The 19,542-nt window shown below is 66.5% G+C and carries 13 protein-coding genes and 1 pseudogene; 11 read left to right on the top strand and 3 right to left on the bottom strand.

From position 1 onward, the window contains the following. Positions 1-155: 155 nt before the first annotated feature. Positions 156-2,417 (top strand): arginine/lysine/ornithine decarboxylase, encoded by a 2,262-nt coding sequence (locus QT382_RS05055; protein WP_289252955.1) that lies wholly within the window; start codon positions 156-158, stop codon positions 2,415-2,417. 120 nt (positions 2,418-2,537) lie between these two features. On the opposite strand, the gene fabI is transcribed toward QT382_RS05055, so the two are convergent. Beyond that, on the bottom strand, positions 2,538-3,320 hold the full coding sequence (fabI, locus tag QT382_RS05050) for an enoyl-ACP reductase FabI (protein ID WP_289252954.1): 783 nt from the start codon (positions 3,318-3,320) through the stop codon (positions 2,538-2,540). A 314-nt stretch (positions 3,321-3,634) separates the two neighbouring features. Here fabI and rimP point away from each other — a divergent pair. The 8 genes and pseudogenes from rimP to QT382_RS05010 all read left to right on the top strand — a co-directional run. Beyond that, positions 3,635-4,102 (top strand): annotated as a pseudogene (gene rimP, locus QT382_RS05045) (ribosome maturation factor RimP); the annotation flags it as partial. A gap of 140 nt (positions 4,103-4,242) precedes the next feature. Beyond that, complete coding sequence (gene nusA, locus QT382_RS05040) at positions 4,243-5,721, top strand: transcription termination factor NusA (RefSeq protein WP_289252953.1); 1,479 nt, start codon at positions 4,243-4,245, stop codon at positions 5,719-5,721. Between the two features lie 55 nt (positions 5,722-5,776). Then, positions 5,777-8,689: a translation initiation factor IF-2 gene (gene infB, locus QT382_RS05035; protein WP_289252952.1), complete on the top strand. Its 2,913-nt coding sequence runs from the start codon at positions 5,777-5,779 to the stop codon at positions 8,687-8,689. An 86-nt stretch (positions 8,690-8,775) separates the two neighbouring features. Beyond that, on the top strand, positions 8,776-9,156 hold the full coding sequence (gene rbfA, locus QT382_RS05030; protein ID WP_289252951.1) for a 30S ribosome-binding factor RbfA: 381 nt from the start codon (positions 8,776-8,778) through the stop codon (positions 9,154-9,156). Positions 9,157-9,170: 14 nt separating this feature from the next. Next, a complete protein-coding gene (truB, locus tag QT382_RS05025; protein WP_289252950.1) occupies positions 9,171-10,154 on the top strand; it encodes a tRNA pseudouridine(55) synthase TruB in 984 nt (327 codons plus the stop codon). 1 nt (position 10,155) lies between these two features. Next, complete coding sequence (typA, locus tag QT382_RS05020) at positions 10,156-11,979, top strand: translational GTPase TypA (RefSeq protein ID WP_289252949.1); 1,824 nt, start codon at positions 10,156-10,158, stop codon at positions 11,977-11,979. A gap of 109 nt (positions 11,980-12,088) precedes the next feature. Further along, positions 12,089-12,973 (top strand): DMT family transporter, encoded by an 885-nt coding sequence (locus QT382_RS05015; protein WP_289252948.1) that lies wholly within the window; start codon positions 12,089-12,091, stop codon positions 12,971-12,973. A gap of 40 nt (positions 12,974-13,013) precedes the next feature. Then, a complete protein-coding gene (locus QT382_RS05010; RefSeq protein WP_289252947.1) occupies positions 13,014-14,138 on the top strand; it encodes an enoyl-CoA hydratase/isomerase family protein in 1,125 nt (374 codons plus the stop codon). Between the two features lie 7 nt (positions 14,139-14,145). Here QT382_RS05010 and QT382_RS05005 read toward each other — a convergent pair whose 3' ends face one another. Both QT382_RS05005 and QT382_RS05000 read right to left on the bottom strand, forming a co-directional pair. Beyond that, complete coding sequence (locus QT382_RS05005; RefSeq protein ID WP_289252946.1) at positions 14,146-15,564, bottom strand: putative bifunctional diguanylate cyclase/phosphodiesterase; 1,419 nt, start codon at positions 15,562-15,564, stop codon at positions 14,146-14,148. A gap of 95 nt (positions 15,565-15,659) precedes the next feature. Beyond that, positions 15,660-17,069, bottom strand: a complete 1,410-nt coding sequence (locus QT382_RS05000) for a putative bifunctional diguanylate cyclase/phosphodiesterase (protein ID WP_289252945.1) — start codon at positions 17,067-17,069, stop codon at positions 15,660-15,662. 217 nt (positions 17,070-17,286) lie between these two features. Here QT382_RS05000 and QT382_RS04995 point away from each other — a divergent pair, with 217 nt between their 5' ends. Together QT382_RS04995 and QT382_RS04990 are read left to right on the top strand one after the other, a co-directional pair. Continuing rightward, positions 17,287-18,945 (top strand): formate--tetrahydrofolate ligase, encoded by a 1,659-nt coding sequence (locus QT382_RS04995; protein WP_289252944.1) that lies wholly within the window; start codon positions 17,287-17,289, stop codon positions 18,943-18,945. A 7-nt stretch (positions 18,946-18,952) separates the two neighbouring features. Further along, positions 18,953-19,495 carry a hypothetical protein gene (locus QT382_RS04990; protein ID WP_289252943.1) on the top strand — a complete coding sequence of 181 codons (543 nt, stop codon included), beginning with the start codon at positions 18,953-18,955 and terminating at the stop codon, positions 19,493-19,495. Positions 19,496-19,542: the final 47 nt, after the last annotated feature.

Genomic DNA, 19,542 nt, shown 5'->3' with positions numbered 1-19,542 from the left:
GGCCAGTTTAGCGCCGGGGTGCTGCTGCCCAGCGCGTCCGGTTTGTGCGACAAAGCGGCTTGGGCTCTACAGGCGCCATCGGATCGTCGCCTGCTTGGCCCTACACTTCGCGCCTTCGTTTTTTGTCCCGTCCCCGTGCCCCTGGAGGCCCAGCCATGCTGCGTTTTCGCTTTCCCATCGTCATCATCGACGAGGACTACCGTTCCGAGAACACCTCGGGCCTGGGCATTCGCGCCCTGGCCGAGGCGATCCAGAAGGAGGGCTTCGAGGTCCTGGGCGTCACCAGCTACGGCGACCTGAGCCAGTTCGCCCAGCAGCAGAGTCGGGCCAGCGCCTTCATCCTGTCGATCGACGACGAGGAGTTCACGCCCGGCCCCGAGCTCGACCCGGCGGTGCTGAACCTGCGCAAGTTCATCGAGGAGATCCGCTTCAAGAATGCGGACATCCCCATCTACGTCTATGGCGAGACGCGCACCTCGCAGCACTTGCCTAACGATGTGCTGCGCGAGCTGCATGGCTTCATCCACATGTTCGAGGACACGCCGGAGTTCGTGGCCCGCCACATCATCCGCGAGGCTCGCAGCTACCTGGACGGCCTGGCACCGCCGTTCTTCAAGGCGCTGATGGACTATGCGCAGGACGGCTCCTACTCCTGGCATTGCCCCGGTCACTCGGGCGGCGTCGCCTTCCTGAAGAGCCCTGTCGGCCAGATGTTCCACCAGTTCTTCGGCGAGAACATGCTGCGCGCCGACGTCTGCAATGCCGTTGAAGAGCTGGGCCAATTGCTGGATCACACCGGCCCGGTGGCCGCGTCGGAGAAGAATGCCGCGCGCATCTTCAATGCCGACCACTGCTTCTTCGTCACCAACGGCACCTCCACCTCGAACAAGATGGTCTGGCACCACACGGTGGCGCCGGGCGACGTGGTCGTCGTCGACCGCAACTGCCACAAGTCCATCCTGCACTCGATCATCATGACCGGCGCCGTGCCGGTGTTCATGACGCCGACGCGCAATCACTACGGCATCATCGGTCCCATCCCCGAGAGCGAGTTCTCGCCGGAGACGATCCGCAAGAAGATCGCCAAGAATCCGCTGCTCAAGGGCGTGGACGCCAAGAAGGTCAAGCCGCGCATCATGACGCTGACGCAGTCGACTTACGACGGCGTGCTTTACAACACCGAGACCATCAAGGGCAAGCTGGACGGCTGGATCGACACCCTGCATTTCGACGAAGCCTGGCTGCCGCACGCGGCCTTCCACAATTTCTACGGCTCGTACCACGCGATGGGCAAGAACCGTCCGCGTCCGAAGACGGCCATGGTCTACGCGACCCAGTCGACCCACAAGCTGCTGGCCGGCCTTTCGCAGGCCTCGCAGGTGCTGGTTCAGGACTCTCAGAACGTGAAGCTGGACAAGCATCTGTTCAACGAGGCCTACCTGATGCACACCTCGACCAGCCCGCAGTATTCGATCATCGCCAGCTGCGATGTCGCGGCCGCGATGATGGAGCCGCCCGGCGGCACGGCACTCGTCGAAGAGAGCCTGGCCGAGGCGCTGGACTTCCGCCGCGCGATGCGCAAGGTCGAGAAGGACTATGGCAAGGCCGACTGGTGGTTCAAGGTCTGGGGTCCGGACAAGCAGCTGGCGGCCGAGGGCGTTGGCAAGCCGACCGACTGGATGCTCAAGGCCAACGAGAAGTGGCACGGCTTCGGTCCCATCGAGGCCGGCTTCAACATGCTGGACCCGATCAAGTCCACCATCATCACGCCCGGCCTGGACATGAGTGGCAAGTTCGCCAAGAGCGGCATCCCGGCGTCCATCGTCACCAAGTTCCTGGCCGAGCATGGCGTGGTGGTCGAGAAGACCGGCCTGTATTCGTTCTTCATCATGTTCACCATCGGCATCACCAAGGGCCGCTGGAACACGCTGCTGACCGCGCTGCAGCAGTTCAAGGACGACTACGACAAGAACGCACCGCTGTGGCGCATCATGCCGGAGTTCTGCGCCGCCCAGCCGCGGTACGAGCGCATGGGCCTGCGCGACCTCTGCCAGAGCATCCACGAGGCCTATGCCAAGGGCGACATTGCGCGGCTGACGACCGAGGTCTATCTGTCGGACCTGGAGCCGGCGATGAAGCCCAGCGATGCCTATGCCCATATTGCCCAGCGCAAGACCGAGCGTGTGGCCATCGACAAGCTGGAAGGCCGGGTTACGACTTCGCTGCTGACGCCTTACCCGCCGGGCATTCCGCTCTTGATCCCGGGCGAGCGCTTCAACAAGAAGATCGTCGACTACCTGAAGTTCACCCGCGAGTTCAACCTAAAGTTCCCGGGCTTCGCGACCGATGTGCATGGCCTGGTGGCTGAGGCCGGCGAAGACGGGCGCACTCACTACTACGTGGACTGCGTAGCCTGAGCTTGTTGACCCCTCGCCCAGGGATTACCTGGTCGATCCCGCGAGGGGATGAAAAAAGGCGCTGGATTGACCAGCGCCTTTTGTCTTTGAGCCGCCCTTGGAAGCGGCCCGGCGGGCGGCTTAGGCCTCGCCAGCGAGCGCGACGTGGCTGAAGCCGCCGTCCACATAGATGATCTCCGAGCTGATGCCGCCGGACAGGTCCGAGAACAGGAAGGCCGCGGTATTGCCCACGTCCTCGATGGTCACGTTGCGGCGGATCGGGGTGGTCGCGGCAAAGGCCGACAGCAGCTTGCCGAAGTCCTTGATGCCCGAGGCGGCCAGGGTCTTGATCGGGCCGGCCGAGATGCCGTTGACCCGAACGCCCTTGGCGCCCAGGTTGTAGGCCAGGTAGCGCACGCTGGCTTCCAGCGAGGCCTTGGCCAGGCCCATGGTGTTGTAGTTGGGAACGAAACGCTCGGCGCCCAGGTAGGACAGGGTCAGCAGCGAGCTGCCGGCACGCAGGCGGGGCAGGGCGGCCTTGGCCATGGCCGGGAAGCTGTAGGCCGAGATGTCATGGGCGATGCGGAAGTTCTCGCGGGTGAGGCCGTCCAGGAATTCACCGGCGATGGCGTCGCGCGGCGCGAACCCGATCGAATGGACAAAGCCGTCGAATTCGGGCCAGACCTCGCCCAGCTGGGCGAACAGGCGCTCGATCTGGGCATCGTCAGAGACGTCGCAGTCGAAGGTCAGGTTCGAGCCAAACTCGGCAGCGAACTCGGTGATGCGGTCCTTGAAGCGCTCGCCGACATAGCTGAAGGCCAGCTCGGCGCCTTCACGGTGGCAGGCCTTGGCGATGCCGTAGGCGATCGAACGGTTGGAAAGAACGCCCGTGATCAGCAGTCGCTTGCCGGCGAGAAAACCCATGGTGGCTCCTTTTGTTGTCTGTCGTCTGGTATCGGGGGCCGGATTTTGGCATGGCAGGCATTCACTGCAAGCTGCAGCCTTGCCGGCATGGTGCTTGCATAGTACAATCCCTGCTTCGCTGGCTAGGCATGGTCAGTGAACGCAAAGCGATGTGCGGCCCGGATGCAGCGAGTTGATCGCGGTTTCCGGTGAGGCGCGCAAGTGAGTGGGCGGATTCATCCAGCCCATTTTTTTTGCTTGATCGGTTTGCGACCCGGTTCTCGAGGCCTGGGTTTTGCGAGGAATTTCACGTTGGCGAGAAGCGATACGAACGCATGAATTGGCAAGCAGCTGTTGAAAAAACCGTGACCGGTCTCGGTTACGACCTGGTGGACTGCGAACGCAGTGCCGCCGGCTTGCTGCGCGTGTATATCGACAAGACCGCCGAGGCCGCCGCTGCCGGTGAATTCATCACCGTCGACGACTGCGAGAAAGTGACGCGCCAGCTGCAGTATCTGCTGGAGGTCGAGAACGTGCCGTATGAAAGGCTTGAGGTTTCCTCGCCCGGCATGGATCGCCCGCTGAAGACGGTGGCGCATTACCAGCGCTTCGCTGGCCAGGAAGTGCAGATCACGCTGCGGGCTGCCTTCCAGGGCCGCAAGAAATACAAGGGCCTGCTCGAGGCGCAAGGCGAGGCCTGGCGCCTGGTTTTCAGCGATGGCAAGGTCGAGCAGGCATTGGACTTCTCGTTCGAGGAAGTCCGCGAGGCACGCCTGGTGCCGCAGATCAGCTTCAAGGGGCGCAATGCCCAGGGTGCACAGGAGGCCGGCAAGTCGGCCGAGGCCAAGAAGGCCAAGGCACCCAAGAAGCGCAGCAATGCAAAGTCGCGTCAGTCGGTCACGACTGACGCCGAAGATGAAAAGGTTGATGGAGGTCCTGATCAATGAACCGCGAACTGTTGATGCTGGTGGACGCGATCTCGCGCGAGAAGAGCGTGGAGCGCGATGTCGTGTTCGGTGCCGTGGAAGCGGCCCTGGCCTCGGCCACCAAGAAGCTCTATGGCACGGAAGTCGACATCCGCGTTGCCATTGATCGCGACTCCGGCGAGTACGAGACCTTCCGCCGCTGGCATGTCGTGCCCAACGAGGCCGGCCTGCAGAACGCCGATGCCGAAATCCTGCTGTTCGAAGCCCAGGAGCAGATCGCCGACATCGAGATCGACGACCACATCGAGGAAGCCATCGAGTCGGTGCCCATCGGCCGCATCGGTGCTCAGGCTGCCAAGCAGGTGATCCTGCAGAAGATCCGCGACGCCGAGCGCGAGCAGCTGCTGAACGACTTCATGTCGCGCGGCGAGAAGATCTTCGTCGGCACGGTCAAGCGCCTGGATAAGGGCGACCTGATCTGCGAATCGGGCCGTGTCGAAGGCCGCCTGCGCCGCAACGAGATGATCTCCAAGGAGAACCTGCGCACCGGTGACCGCGTGCGTGCCGTGATCCTGGGCGTGGATCCGACCCAGCGTGGCCCGCAGATCATGCTGTCGCGTTCGTCGCCCGAGTTCATGAAGGAACTGTTCGCCCAGGAAGTGCCCGAGATCGAGCAGGGCCTGCTGGAGATCAAGAGCTGCGCCCGTGATTCCGGCAGCCGCGCCAAGATCGCCGTGCTGTCGCACGACAAGCGCGTCGACCCGATCGGTACCTGCGTCGGCGTCCGCGGTTCACGCGTCAACGGCGTGACCAACGAGCTGGCCGGCGAGCGCGTCGACATCGTGCTGTGGTCCGAAGACCCGGCGCAGTTCGTCATCGGCGCCCTGGCCCCGGCCAATGTGCAGTCCATCGTGGTGGACGAAGAGCGCCATGCCATGGATGTGGTGGTCGACGAGGAGAATCTCGCCATCGCCATCGGCCGTGGTGGCCAGAACGTGCGTCTGGCCTCGGAGCTGACCGGCTGGCGCATCAACATCATGACCGCCGAGGAATCGGCCGCCAAGCAGGAACAGGAATCCGAATCGGTGCGCAAGCTCTTCGTCGACAAGCTCGACGTGGACGAGGAAGTCGCCGACATCCTGATCGCCGAAGGTTTCACCAGCCTTGAAGAAGTCGCCTACGTGCCGATGCAGGAAATGCTGGAGATCGAGGCCTTCGACGAGGACACGGTCAACGAGCTGCGCACCCGCGCCAAGGATGCCCTGCTGACCCTGGAGATCGCCAAGGAAGAGAAGGTCGAGGAAGTCTCGCAGGACCTGCGTGACCTCGAGGGCGTGACGCCCGACCTGATCGCCAAGCTCGCCGACGGCGGCATCCACACCCGCGACGACCTGGCCGACCTGGCCGTCGACGAACTGGTCGAAATGGCCGGCATGGAAGAGGGTGCAGCACGCACCCTGATCATGAAGGCCCGCGAACACTGGTTCACGGCTTGAGCCGCAACGAGACCGCCAAGCCCACCCCAGATTCGCTAAGCACAAGGATTTAACAATGGCTGTGACCACCGTCGCCCAGTTCGCTGCAGAGCTGAACCGGCCTGCAGGCACGCTGCTGGAGCAGCTGCAAGCCGCGGGCGTCAAGAAGGCGTCTGCCGAGGACGCCCTCAACGAGGCCGACAAGGAAAAGCTGCTGGACTACCTGCGCACCGCGCACGGCACCAGCGGCGCTGAACGCAAGAAGATCACGCTGACCCGCAAGTCGACCAGCGAGATCAAGCAGGCCGATGCCAGCGGCAAGGCCCGCACCATCCAGGTCGAGGTGCGCAAGAAGCGCGTCTTCGTCAAGCGCGACGACGTTGCCGGCGTTGACGAGGCCGCTGCCGCCGCCGCCGAGGAAGCCGAGCTGGCCCGCCGCGAGGAAGAAGCCCAGGCCCAGGCCGAGGCGCTGCGTCAGCAAGAGGAAGAGCTGGCCGCCAAGCTGCGTGAACGTGAGGAAGCCGAAGCAGCCGCCCGTGCTGCCGAGGAAGAGCGCCGCCAGGAGCGCCTGGCCGCCGAAGCCCGTGCCGCCGAGGAAGCTGCTGCCGCCAAGGCCGCCGCCGATGCTGCCGCCAAGGAAGCCGCTGCCGCCGCCAAAAAGGGCGCTGCCGCTCCGGTCGCAGCCGCACCGGCGCCGGCTCCGGCAGCCGAGGTTGTGGCGCCGCCGCCGGCCCCGGTCGAACCGCCCAAGCCCGCGCTGCGCGTGGTCAAGGCTGCGGCTCCTGCCGCTGACGACAAGCAGAAGGCCGCCGACCTGGAGCGTCGCCGCAAGGCCGCCGAGGCCGAGGCCGCGGCGATCCGCGCCATGATGAATGCGCCCAAGAAGGTGCTGGTGGCCAAGAAGCCGGAAGAACCCAAGCCGGCCGAGGCCCCCGCCATCAAGGGCACGATCCACAAGAAGGCGGGTACGCCGGGTGCGGCGCCTGCTGCTGCCGGAGCCGCTGCCAAGCCGGGCGACAAGAAGTCGGTCAAGTCCGAGAAGCTGTCTTCGAGCTGGGCCGATGACGCCGCCAAGAAGCGCGGCCTCAAGACCCTGGGTGGTCCCGGTGGCGCAGCCCCGGGCCGCGGCACGCCTGGCTGGCGTGCTCCCAAGGGCGCTGCCGGTCGCCGTGGCGACCGTGGCGACCGCAACGGTGGCTCGTCCAACTTCGTTGCGCCGACCGAACCGGTGATCCAGGAAGTCCATGTGCCCGAGACCATCTCGGTGGCCGACCTGGCGCACAAGATGTCGATCAAGGCCTCCGAACTGATCAAGCAGCTGATGAAGCTGGGGCAGATGGTCACCATCAACCAGCAGCTGGACCAAGAGACGGCCATGATCCTGGTCGAGGAAATGGGCCACAAGGCGTTTGCCGCCAAGCTGGACGATCCGGATGCCTTCCTCGAGGAAGAGGGCACGGCCGAGCAGCAGCACGAGCTGCTGCCGCGTGCTCCGGTGGTTACGGTCATGGGTCACGTCGACCATGGCAAGACCTCGCTGCTGGACTACATCCGCCGCAGCCGCGTGGCCGCGGGCGAAGCCGGTGGCATCACGCAGCACATCGGCGCCTATCACGTCGATACGCCGCGTGGCACGGTCACCTTCCTGGATACCCCGGGTCACGAAGCCTTCACGGCCATGCGTGCCCGCGGCGCCAAGGCCACCGACATCGTCATCCTGGTCTGTGCTGCCGACGACGGCGTGATGCCGCAGACCAAGGAAGCCATCCACCATGCCAGGGCGGCGGGCGTGCCCATCGTCGTGGCCATGACCAAGATCGACAAGCCCGATTCCAACGCCGAGCGCGTCAAGAGCGAGCTGGTGGCCGAGCAGGTCGTGCCGGAAGAATTCGGCGGCGATTCGCCCTTCATCGGCGTGTCGTCCAAGACCGGCCAGGGCATCGACGAGCTGCTGGAGCAGGTGCTGCTGCAGGCCGAAGTGCTGGAGCTCAAGGCCCCGGCCGCCTCCATGGCCAAGGGCCTGGTGATCGAAGCCAAGCTGGACAAGGGCCGCGGCCCGGTGGCCACGGTGCTGGTGCAGAGCGGCACGCTCAAGCGCGGCGACGTGGTGCTGGCCGGCTCGACCTTCGGCCGCGTGCGCGCCATGCTGGACGAAGACGGCAAGCCGACCACTGAAGCCGGTCCGTCCATCCCGGTGGAAATCCAGGGCCTGACCGAAGTGCCGCAGGCCGGCGACGAATTCATGGTGTTGGCCGACGAGCGCCGTGCCCGCGAGGTCGCGACCTTCCGTTCGGGCAAGTACCGCGACGTCAAGCTGGCCAAGCAGCAGGCCGCCAAGCTGGAGAACATGTTCTCCGACATGACGGCTGGCGACGTCCAGACTCTGCCGCTGATCATCAAGGCCGACGTGCAGGGCTCGCAGGAAGCGCTGGCTGCCTCGCTGCTCAAGCTCTCGACCGACGAGGTCAAGGTGCAGATCGTCCATGCGGCGGTCGGTGGCATCAGCGAGTCCGACGTCAACCTGGCGATCGCTTCCAAGGCCATCGTCATCGGCTTCAACACCCGCGCCGATGCCGGCGCGCGCAAGCTGGCCGAGGGCAATGGCGTCGACCTGCGCTACTACAACATCATCTACGACGCCGTGGATGAGGTGAAGGCGGCGATGGGCGGCATGCTGGCTCCGGAGCAGAAGGAAGAAGCGCTGGGCACGGCCGAGATCCGCGTCGTGTTCGTGGCTTCGAAGATCGGCACGGTGGCCGGTTCCATGATCACTTCGGGCATGGTCCGCCGCAACGCCAAGTTCCGCCTGCTGCGCGAGAACATCGTCATCTACACCGGCGAGGTCGAATCGGTTCGCCGCGAGAAGGACGACGTCAAGGAAGTCAAGGAAGGCTTCGAGTGCGGTATCAAGCTCAAGAACTACAACGACATCAAGGAAGGTGACGTGCTGGAGTTCTTCGAGATCAAGGAAGTGGCACGAACGCTGTAACAGCGGAGTTGGCCCCACCCACCAAACCCCGCCTACGAAAAGCAGGCGGGGTTTGTCCTTGGTGAGGCCGGCGAAGGAGCAAATGCATGCGACACAAGCGAGCGATCCCCAACCGCGGTTTCCGCGTGGCCGACCAGATCCAGCGCGACCTCTCGGAACTGATCCGTGAGCTCAAGGATCCGCGCATAGGAATGGCCACGATCAGCGGCATCGAGGTCACGCCCGACTACGCCCACGCCAAGGTGTTCTTCACCGTGCTGATCGGCGACCCGCAAGCCACCGAGGAGGCGCTGAACGAGGCCGCCGGCTTCCTTCGCAATGGCCTGTTCAAGCGCCTGCAGATCCACACGGTGCCGACCCTGCACTTCCACTTCGACCGCACGACCGAGCGCGCTTCGGAGATGAGCGCCCTGATCGCCCGAGCCAACGCCACGCGCGCAGCGGATGACGATCTGACCAACGACTGACCGGCCCACCCGCAATGACCGACAAGCCCCAGCGCCAACGAGTGGTCCGCCGTGCCCTGCACGGCGTGCTGCTGCTCGACAAGCCGTTGGGCCTGTCGAGCAACGATGCGCTGCAGAAGGCCAAATGGCTGCTGCGCGCCGAGAAGGCCGGCCACACCGGCACGCTGGACCCGCTGGCCACCGGCCTCTTGCCGCTGTGCTTCGGCGCGGCCACCAAGTTCAGCCAGGTCAGCCTGGACGCCGACAAGGAATACATCGCAACTTTGCGCCTGGGCGTGCGCACCAGCACCGGCGATGCCGAGGGCGAGGTGCTGGAGACCAGGCCGGTCGAAGGCCTCAGCCGCGGGCAGATCGAAGCGGCCTGCGCGCGCCATGTCGGCCTGATCTCCCAGCTGCCGCCCATGCACTCGGCACTCAAGCACGAGGGCAAGGCGCTGTACGACTACGCCCGCCAGGGCATCACCGTAGAGCGCGAGCCGCGCGAGGTGACGATTCATTCGATTGCCATCCTGGACTGGCAGCATGAGGCGCTGGTGATACGCGTCCGCTGCTCCAAGGGCACCTACATCCGTACGCTGGCCGAGGACATCGGTGCGCTGCTGGGCTGCGGCGCCTCGCTGTCCGCGCTGCGCCGCACGGCCAGTGGCGCGGTGCAGGTCGAAGACGCCATCACGCTCGACGCGCTGGCCGCGATGAGCGAAGACGAACGCCTGGGCCTGCTGCGTCCGCCAGACTGCCTGTTGCAGGACTGGCCGGCCGTGAGCCTGGAAGAGGAGGACGCCTCGCGTTTCCTCAACGGCTTGCGGCGCCGCCTCCCCCCGGGAAGCGGCGACCAGTCCCAGGTGCGGGTCTATGGAATCCGCCCACCGGTGCTGCTGGGCAGCGCCTCGATCGCCGAAGGCCAGCTGATACCCAGCCGGCTGCTGAGTCCCCAGGAAGTGGCGGGGCTCGCAGCCAGCAGCAGCGCTGAAGAACAAGTTACTAGGAAAGTCGTTTGATATGAGCAAGCAGATCCGCAACATCGCCATCATCGCCCACGTCGACCATGGCAAAACCACCATGGTCGACCAGCTGCTGCGCCAGAGCGGCACCTTCGCCGAGCACGAGAAGGTCGTCGACACCGTGATGGACAGCAATGCCATCGAACGCGAGCGTGGCATCACCATCCTGGCCAAGAACTGCGCCGTGGCCTGGGAAGGCACCCACATCAACATCGTCGACACCCCGGGACACGCGGACTTCGGCGGCGAGGTGGAGCGCGCCCTGTCCATGGTGGACGGCGTGGTGCTGCTGATCGACGCCCAGGAAGGCCCGATGCCGCAGACCCGCTTCGTGACCAAGAAGGCGCTGGCCCTGGGCCTGAAGCCCATCGTCGTGGTCAACAAGGTGGACAAGCCGGGCGCCAAGCCCGATGCCGTGATCAACGCCGCCTTCGACCTGTTCGACAAGCTGGGCGCCACCGACGAGCAGCTGGACTTCCCGGTCGTCTACGCCTCCGGCATCAATGGCTGGACCTCGCTGGAAGAGGGCGAGCCCGGCGCGCAATGGGGCCCGGACATGTCGGCCCTGTTCAACACCGTGCTGAAGCATGTGCCCTCGCAAAAGGGTGACCCGACCGCCCCGCTGCAGCTGCAGATCTCGGCGCTGGACTACTCGACCTTCGTCGGCCGCATCGGCGTGGGTCGCATCACCCAGGGCACGATCAAGCCCAATATGGATGTGGCCGTGATGGAAGGCCTGGACGGCAAGACCACCAAGGGCCGCATCAACCAGGTGCTGACCTTCCAGGGTCTGGACCGCATGCAGACGCCCGAAGCCGGCCCCGGCGACATCGTGCTGATCAACGGCATCGAGGACATCGGCATCGGCGTGACCGTGACCAGCATCGCCGAGCCGGCACCGCTGCCCATGCTCAAGGTCGACGAGCCGACCCTGACCATGAATTTCTGCGTCAACACCAGCCCGCTGGCCGGCCGCGAAGGCAAGTACGTCACCAGCCGCCAGATCTGGGACCGTCTGCAGAAGGAACTGCAGAGCAACGTCGCGCTGCGCGTCTCGGAAACCAGCGAAGACGGCATCTTCGAGGTGATGGGCCGTGGCGAACTGCACCTGACCATCCTCTTGGAAAACATGCGCCGCGAAGGCTACGAGCTGGCCGTCTCCAAGCCGCGCGTGGTGTTCCAGATGATCAACGGCGAGAAGCATGAGCCTATCGAGCTGGTGACCGCCGACGTGGAAGAAACCCACCAGGGCGGCGTGATGCAGGCCCTGGGCGAGCGCAAGGGCGAGCTGGTGAACATGGAGTCGGACGGCCGCGGCCGCGTGCGCCTCGAGTACCGCATCCCGGCTCGCGGCCTGATCGGTTTCAGCAACGAATTCCTGAACCTGACCCGCGGTTCGGGCCTGATCTCCAACATCTTCGACGGCTACGAGCCGCACAAGGGCGAGATCGCCAGCCGCAAGAACGGCGTGCTGATCTCCATGGACGCCGGTGAAATCTTCACCTACGCCCTGGGCAAGCTGGACGACCGCGGCCGCATGTTCGTCAAGCCCAACGATCCGGTCTACGAAGGCATGATCGTCGGCATCCACAGCCGCGAGAACGACCTGGTGGTCAACGCCACCCGTACCAAGCAGCTGACCAACTTCCGCGTCAGCGGCAAGGAAGACGCGATCAAGATCACGCCTCCTATCGAGCTGACGCTGGAATACGGCGTGGAGTTCATCGAGGACGACGAACTGGTCGAGATCACGCCCAAGAGCGTGCGCCTGCGCAAGCGTCATCTGACGGAGAACGAGCGCAAGCGCGCATCGCGCGCGTAAGCGCGCGATGCACGCTCGCGTGCGCGTGAATGTTGCTCCCCCAGCCCCCTCCAGGAGGGGGCTCTAGTCAGAATGACGCCCGAGCCGCCGTTGGCGGCTCTCTAATTTCATGAGCCATCGTCGAGCGGTGTTGTTGATGATTTTGGTGACGCTGATGTGGAGCACGGCGGGGGTCGTGACGCGTCATCTGGAAGCGGCGCGCAGCTTCGAGGTGACCTTCTGGCGCAGTGCCTTTAATGCGCTGTCGCTGATCGCGCTGCTGCGCTGGCTGAGAGGGCCGGGGCTCTGGGCGCAGTTGCTGGCGGCGCCGCGGCTGGTGTGGTGGTCGGGCCTGTGCTGGGCGGCGATGTTCACCGCCTTCATGGTGGCCATCACCCTGGCCAGCGTCGCAACGGTGCTGGTCACCATGGCCCTGGGGCCGCTGCTGACGGCGCTGTTCTCGCGGCTGTTCCTGCATCACAAGCTGCCTGGACGCACCTGGGCCGCCATCGCGCTGGCCACGCTCGGCATCGCCTGGATGTTCGGCCATGAAGCCGATGCCGGTGGCCTGAAGGGCGTGCTGGTGGCCCTGCTGGTGCCGCTGGCCGCGGCGACCAACTGGACACTGTTGCAGCGCGTGACCCATGGCGCAGCCGATCCCGAGAAACCGGCAGCCGGCCAGGACATGCTGCCCGCCGTGCTGATAGGTGCGCTGCTGTCGGCCGCGATCACCTTGCCGCTGGCTTGGCCGCTGCAGGCTTCGGCGCATGACCTGGGCCTGCTGGCCTTCCTCGGCCTGGTGCAGCTGGCCATTCCCTGCCTGCTGGTCGTGCGCCTGAGCCGCGTGCTGCCGGCGCCCGAGATCGCACTGCTGGGGCAGCTGGAGGTGATCTTCGGTGTCCTCTGGACATGGGTCGGCGCCGGTGAAGCGCCGTCTGGTGCCGTGCTTGTTGGCGGTGCTATCGTGCTGGCCGCCCTGGCCGGCAATGAGCTGCTGGCCCTGAGGCGCCGCTGATTTTCCGTCCGTTCCTAGAAGTTTCCTGGAGTTCCCTGGCATGACCGCCGCTGCATCCGCTCTCCCGACCCTGCAATCCGATGGCCAGGTGCTGGCCGAAGTCAACGGCTGCCTGGGCCTGATCACGCTGAACCGGGCGCAGGCGCTGAATGCGCTGTCACTGGCCATGATCCGCGACCTGACCGCGCTGCTGAAATCCTGGGCGGCCGAGCCCGCCATCGAGGCCGTGGTCATCCTCGGCGCCGGCCGCGAGGGCAAGCCGGCCGCGTTCTGTGCTGGTGGTGACATCCGCTTCTTCCATGCCGCGGCCCTGGCGGGCGATAGCGCGCTGGAGGATTTCTTCACCGAGGAATACGCGCTCAATCACCTGATCCACGCCTATCCCAAGCCCTACATCGCCCTGATGGACGGCGTGGTCATGGGCGGTGGCATGGGCATCAGCCAGGGCGCCAAGCTGCGCGTACTGACCGAGCACAGCAAGCTGGCCATGCCCGAGACCAATATCGGCCTGTTCCCGGACGTGGGCGGCGGCTGGTTCCTGGGCCAGTGTCCCGGCCACAGCGGTGAATGGCTGGCCCTGACCGGCCAGCCGATTGGCGCCGGCGATGCCATCGCCCTGGGCCTGGGCGACGTCTTTGTCCGCGCGGCCGAGCTGCCGGCCATCATCGAGGCCTTCCGCCGTGGCGAGCAATCCAGCGCCGAGCATGTGGTGGCCACGGTGATGGAGCGAGCCGACCTGGCCGCGCCGGCCGACGACCTGGAACTGCGCAAGCGCATAGACCAGCATTTCTCCAAGCCCACGGTGCTGGCCATCTGCGAGTCGCTGCAGGCGGCCGGCGATGCCTGGTCGCTGGAGACCCTGGCCACGCTGCGCAAGCGCTCCCCACTGATGCTGGCCGTGACGCTGGAGCAAGTGCGCCGCGCCCGCGGCATGAGCCTGGCCGAAGACCTGCGCATGGAGCGCGACCTGGTGCACCGCTGCTTCACGCTGCGTCCCGGCGCGGCCTCTGAGACAGTGGAAGGCATACGCGCTCTGGCGGTCGACAAGGACCACAGCCCGCGCTGGAACCCGGCCCGCATCGAGGACGTGACGCCGGCCCTGGTGGCCGAGTTCTTCGCCAGCCCCTGGGCTCCGGCCGAGCATCCGCTGCGCGGACTGACCTGAGCCCCGCCTAGACCGAGGCCAGCAGGGAGCGCCCGTTGCGGGCCAGCTCCTCGAACTCCTCCAATGGCATGGGGCGGCCGAACAGGTAGCCCTGGAAGACCGAGCAGCCCATGGCCTGCAGGGCCTGCAGCTGCTCGCGCTTTTCAACGCCTTCGGCCACCAGCTCTAGGCCCAGGTCGTGGCCAAGATTGACGATGGTGGAGGCGATGCGCGCCGAGCTGCCGTCTGCTGGCAGGTCGCGCACAAAGCTCTGGTCCACCTTGAGCTGGTCCAGCGGCAACTGCTTCAGGTAGGCCAGCGAGGAGAAGCCGGTGCCGAAGTCGTCCAGCGCCATGCGTATGCCCTGGGCGCGGAAGCCGTTCATCTTGCCCAGCATGGCCTGGAAGTCGTGGGCGAACATGGACTCTGTCAGCTCGAACATCAGGGCCGAGCGCGGCGCCCCGGTGGTCTCGACGATGGCCAGCAGCCGCTCGGCCGATTGGCCGCTCAAGAGCTGGGCCGGGCTCACATTGACCGAGACCTTGAGCCGGCTCAGCACCGGGTCGGTTTCCCAGCGCCTCAGTGCGCGGCAGATGCTGGTGGCGATCTGCTCGCCGGCCGGAATGATCAGGCCGGAGCGCTCGGCCATGGGGATGAACTCGGCCGGCGAGATCCAGCCGCGTTCCGAATGCCGCCAGCGCATCAGCGCCTCGGCGCCGGTGATGCGGCCGTCGGCGCTGCACTGAGGCTGCAGATAGGCCTGCAGGTCGCCGGTGGCGACGGCGCGGGCGAAGTCCAGTTCAAGCGCCGACGACTCGCGGGCCTCGCGCAGCATGATGTCGACCGCCAGGTAGAGCAGCACCGAGGCGCCGATCACGTTGACCAGGGCGCCCACCCTGCGCGGCAGTACCTCGGGACCCATGATGTGCAGCGCTTCCGGCTGGGCCGGTGCCAGCGCCAGCAGGGCCAGGGTGAGCAAGGTCAGCATGGCCAGGCCTATGCGCACCGTGGCCTTCTCGTGCTGCAGCAGGAAGATGCCGTAGACCGTCAGCGGCGCGAGGTAGAGCTGCAAGGTGCGCGGCACCGAGGCCGTGGGGATGTCGGCGAAGTAGGACACGGCCATCACGGCCAGCAGACCTATCAGCAGGAACAGGAAGCCGGCCAGGCGTGCCAGGCCGCGGCGTTGCAGGCCATGCATCAGCACGGCGCCGGCGGCCAGGGCCAGGTTGCCGGCGGCCAGCATGAAGTCGGCGTTGATCAGGTAGTACAGCGCCCAGCCGCAACCCAGCATGGCGATGGCGGCGGCGGCCACCTTCAGCAGGCGCTGGCGCCGCCGATTGAAACCGGCCGGGAGCCGGCCTTCGGCGGCATTGAAGCGATGCAGCCGCCGGTGCAGGGCGGACGGGCGCTGGAGGGTCTCGGGCGGTTGGGGCAAAGCCGCTTGCATGACTGCGAGTTACTCCTTGGGCACGGCAGCCGCTATCGTCGGCCCGCGGGCCGGCCCAGGCAATCCTGCTGACGGGGGGAGTTGGCGCGGCCGGTTCAGGCCACGGGCAGGGTCTTGCCGCTGCGCGCCAGGGCCTCGAATTCCTCTAGCGGCAGCGGCCGCGCGAACAGGAAGCCCTGAAAGATGCGGCAGCCCATCGCCTCCAGCGCCGTCAACTGCTCGCGGTTCTCCACGCCTTCGGCCACCACCTCCAGGCCCAGGTCCTCGCCCAGGTGGACGATGGTGGCAGCGATCTTGGCCGCGCTGGCATCGCCGGGCAGATCACGCACGAAGCTCTGGTCCACCTTGATCTGGTCCAGCGGCAACTGCTTCAGGTAGGACAGCGAGGAGAAGCCGGTGCCGAAGTCGTCCAGCGCCATGCGGATGCCCTGGCCGCGGATCTCTTCCATCTTGCCGCGCACCGCCTGGAAGTCCTGCACGAACATGGATTCGGTCAGCTCGAACTTCAGCGAGGCGCGCGGCGCCGCGGCCTCCGACACGGTGCCCAGCAGCCGCGCGGTCGAAGCGCCCGAGAACAGCTGGGCCGAGCTGACGTTGACCGAGACGGTCAGCTCGCGCAGCACCGGGTCGTCCTCCCAGCGGTGCAGGGCCTTGCAGATGATGGCCGCGATCTGCTCGCCGGCCGGGATGATCAGGCCCGAGCGCTCGGCCATGGGGATGAATTCGGCCGGCGAGACATAGCCGCGCTTGGAATGCCGCCAGCGCATCAGGGCCTCGGCGCCGACGATGCGGCCATCGGCCGTGCACTGCGGCTGCAGGTAGGCCAGCACCTCGCCGGTGGCGACGGCGCGGGCAAAGTCCAGCTCCAGCGCCGAGGTCTCCTTGGCCTCGCGCAGCATGATGTCGATGACCAGGAACAGCAGCACCGTGGAGCTGATCACGTTGAGCACGGCGCCGACCCGGCGTTGCGACTCGCTCATGAAATGCTGATGGGCCAGGTCCACCGGCGCCATGGCCAGCACCGCGAAGCACAGCAGCACCACGGTCACCACGAAGGCCCGGACCGCGAAGCGTTCGTGCTGCAGCAGGAACACGCTGTAGACCGTCAGCGGCACCATGTAGAGGTGCAGGGTGCGGGGGGCCACGGTGGTCGGAACGTCGGCCAGCGTGGCCACGACCAGCAGGAAGGACAGGCAGATTGCGAGGAACACCAGACCGGCCAGGCGAAGCTGGCTGTTTCGCGCCATCCACAGCACGCCGCCGGCCGAGACTGCCAGGGCCAGGTCGAGCGCGGTCAGCCAGAACTGGCCCTTGAACGCGAAGAAACAGGCCCAGAAGCTGACGGTGAAAAGAATGAACAGACTGCCGAGCACGAGCATGCGTCGGCGGCGCCGGTTGAAGGGCTGCGGCAGCGGCCCCTCGGCACTGTTGAAGCCATCCAGCAGCTGCTTGACCGAAGGCCAGCCAGGCTGCGGACTGCGAATCCCAATCGACTCATCGAGCATGCGGGCACTCTCCCACGCACAAGGGCGCGACAGACGGAGGCGTCTTGCCTGCAATGTCGGCCAGTGGCGGCGCGAACGTCATCCGTAAATTCGATGGGTTGTGCGAAATGCGCCCGAAAGGGGCGCTCGTTTGCGGGGACCATAATCGCCCGCACCGATCGATCTTGCCGCGCGCTGTCTGGCGCGGTCCCGTCCCCACAAAGGATTGCGAACAGCCATGCGCACAGACATAGAGATCGCCCAGGCGGCGACCTTGCAGCCCATTGTTCCGCTGGCCGTGCAGCGGCTGGGCCTGCCGGAAGAGGCGCTCAGCCCCTACGGCCGCTACAAGGCCAAGCTCTCGCTCGAGCATGTGGCCCGCCTGCAGGACCGGCCCGACGGCCACCTGGTGCTGGTCACCGCGATCACGCCGACGCCGCCGGGCGAAGGCAAGACCACGACCACGGTCGGTCTGGGTGACGGACTCAACCACCTGGGCAAGCAGGCCATCATCTGCCTGCGCGAGCCTTCGCTGGGTCCCTGCTTCGGCATGAAGGGGGGAGCGGCCGGCGGCGGAATGGCCCAGGTCGTGCCGATGGAGGACATCAACCTCCATTTCACCGGCGATTTCCACGCCATCCAACTGGCCAACAACCTGCTGGCCGCGCTGATAGACAACCACATCAACCACGGCAATGCGCTGGGGCTGGACCTGCGCCGCATCGTCTGGCGCCGCGTGGTCGACATGAACGACCGGGCGCTGCGCCAGATCACGGTGGGCCTGGGCGGCCCGGCCAACGGCTATCCGCGCGAGGACGGCTTCGACATCGTCGTGGCTTCCGAGGTGATGGCCATCCTGTGCCTGGCCACTTCGCTGGCCGACCTGAAGCAGCGGCTGGGCCGCATCGTCATCGGCTACACGGCCGACAAGAAGCCGATCACGGCCAGGCAGCTGAAGGCCGACGGCGCCATGGCGGCCCTGCTCAAGGACGCGCTGGCGCCCAACATCGTCCAGACGCTGGAGGGCAACCTCGCCTTCGTCCATGGCGGCCCCTTCGCCAACATCGCCCACGGCTGCAATTCCCTGATCGCCACGCGCACGGCGCTCAAGCTGGCCGACTACGTGGTCACCGAGGCCGGCTTCGGCGCCGACCTGGGGGCAGAAAAGTTTATCGACATCAAGTGCCGGCAATCGGGCCTGAAACCGGGCTGCGCTGTGATCGTCGCCACGGTGCGGGCTCTGCGTCACCATGGGGGTGCGCTCGAGGGGCTGGCGGCCCTGCAGGCCGGCCTGGCCAACCTGCGCCGCCATGTGGAGAACGTGCGGCTGCAGTACGGACTGCCGGCCGTGGTTTCGATCAACCGCTTCGATGCCGACACGCCGGAGGAGATCGCCCTGATCCAGCAGGAATGCGCGGCCCTGGGCGTGGCCTGCGTGCTGGCCACGCATTGGGCCGAGGGGGGCACCGGCGCAGCGGCCCTGGCTCGCGAGGTCGTCAAGGCCTGCGAGAGCGGCGCGGCCGACCTGCAGTTCCTTTACGAGGATGCGATGCCGCTGGAGCAGAAGATCGTCAGCGTGGCGCGGCGCATCTATCACGCGGCCGACATCGAGCTGGAGCCCAAGGCGCGCTTCCAGCTGGCCGAACTGCAGGCCCTGGGCTTCAGCCAACTGCCGGTCTGCATCGCCAAGACCCAGTATTCGTTCAGCACCGATCCCAAGCTGCTGGCCGCGCCCAGCGGCCACAGCTTGCGGGTGCGCGAGCTGCGGCTCAATGCCGGCGCCGGCTTCGTCACCGCGATCTGCGGTGACATCATGACCATGCCCGGCCTGCCGCGCGAACCGGCGGCCGAGCGTATCGACGTGGACGACGAGGGCCGCATCAGCGGCCTGTTCTAGGAGCGGCATGAGCAGTCCGAAGATCGTGATCAGCCTGTGCGGCGGCCTGCTGCTGCTCGTCGGCTGCGCCAGCCGGCCCGACACCGGCGAGCGCATCGGCAATGCGGCCACGGCGCCGCTGTCCGACCTGAACCTGGTGCGCGACAAGATTCCACAGGTGCTGCAGGAGGCGCAGGCCGGCCCCTACAAGTTGCCGGCGGATGTCAGCTGCGCCGGCCTGCTGGCCGCACTGGCGCCGCTGGACGAGGCCCTGGGCCCTGACATCGATGCGCCGCCGCGGCCCGAGCAGGGAACCATGGAGAAGGGCGGCGAGATGGTCGGCGACGCGGCGCTGGACGCGCTCAAGCGCACGGCCGAGGGCTTGCTGCCTTTCCGCGGCTGGCTGCGCAAGCTCACGGGAGCCGAGCGCTATTCCAAGGAAGTCGCTGCGGCCGTGGTGGCCGGCCGCTCGCGCCGCGCCTTCCTCAAGGGGATGGGCGCGGCCAAGGCCTGCCCGCCGCCGCCACCGGCTGCAGCCGCAACTGCGGCCAGTGCCGCCAGCGCGAACTGAACCGACCGGCTGTCTGCCGCATTCGCGGCCTGACCCCGCCGCCCGAC

It is taken from the genome of Pelomonas sp. SE-A7 (genome assembly GCF_030345705.1).
Taxonomy (GTDB): domain Bacteria; phylum Pseudomonadota; class Gammaproteobacteria; order Burkholderiales; family Burkholderiaceae_C; genus JAUASW01.
The sequence above is the reverse complement of the archived record's forward strand: the minus strand, read 5'-3'. Positions and strand labels throughout refer to the sequence as shown.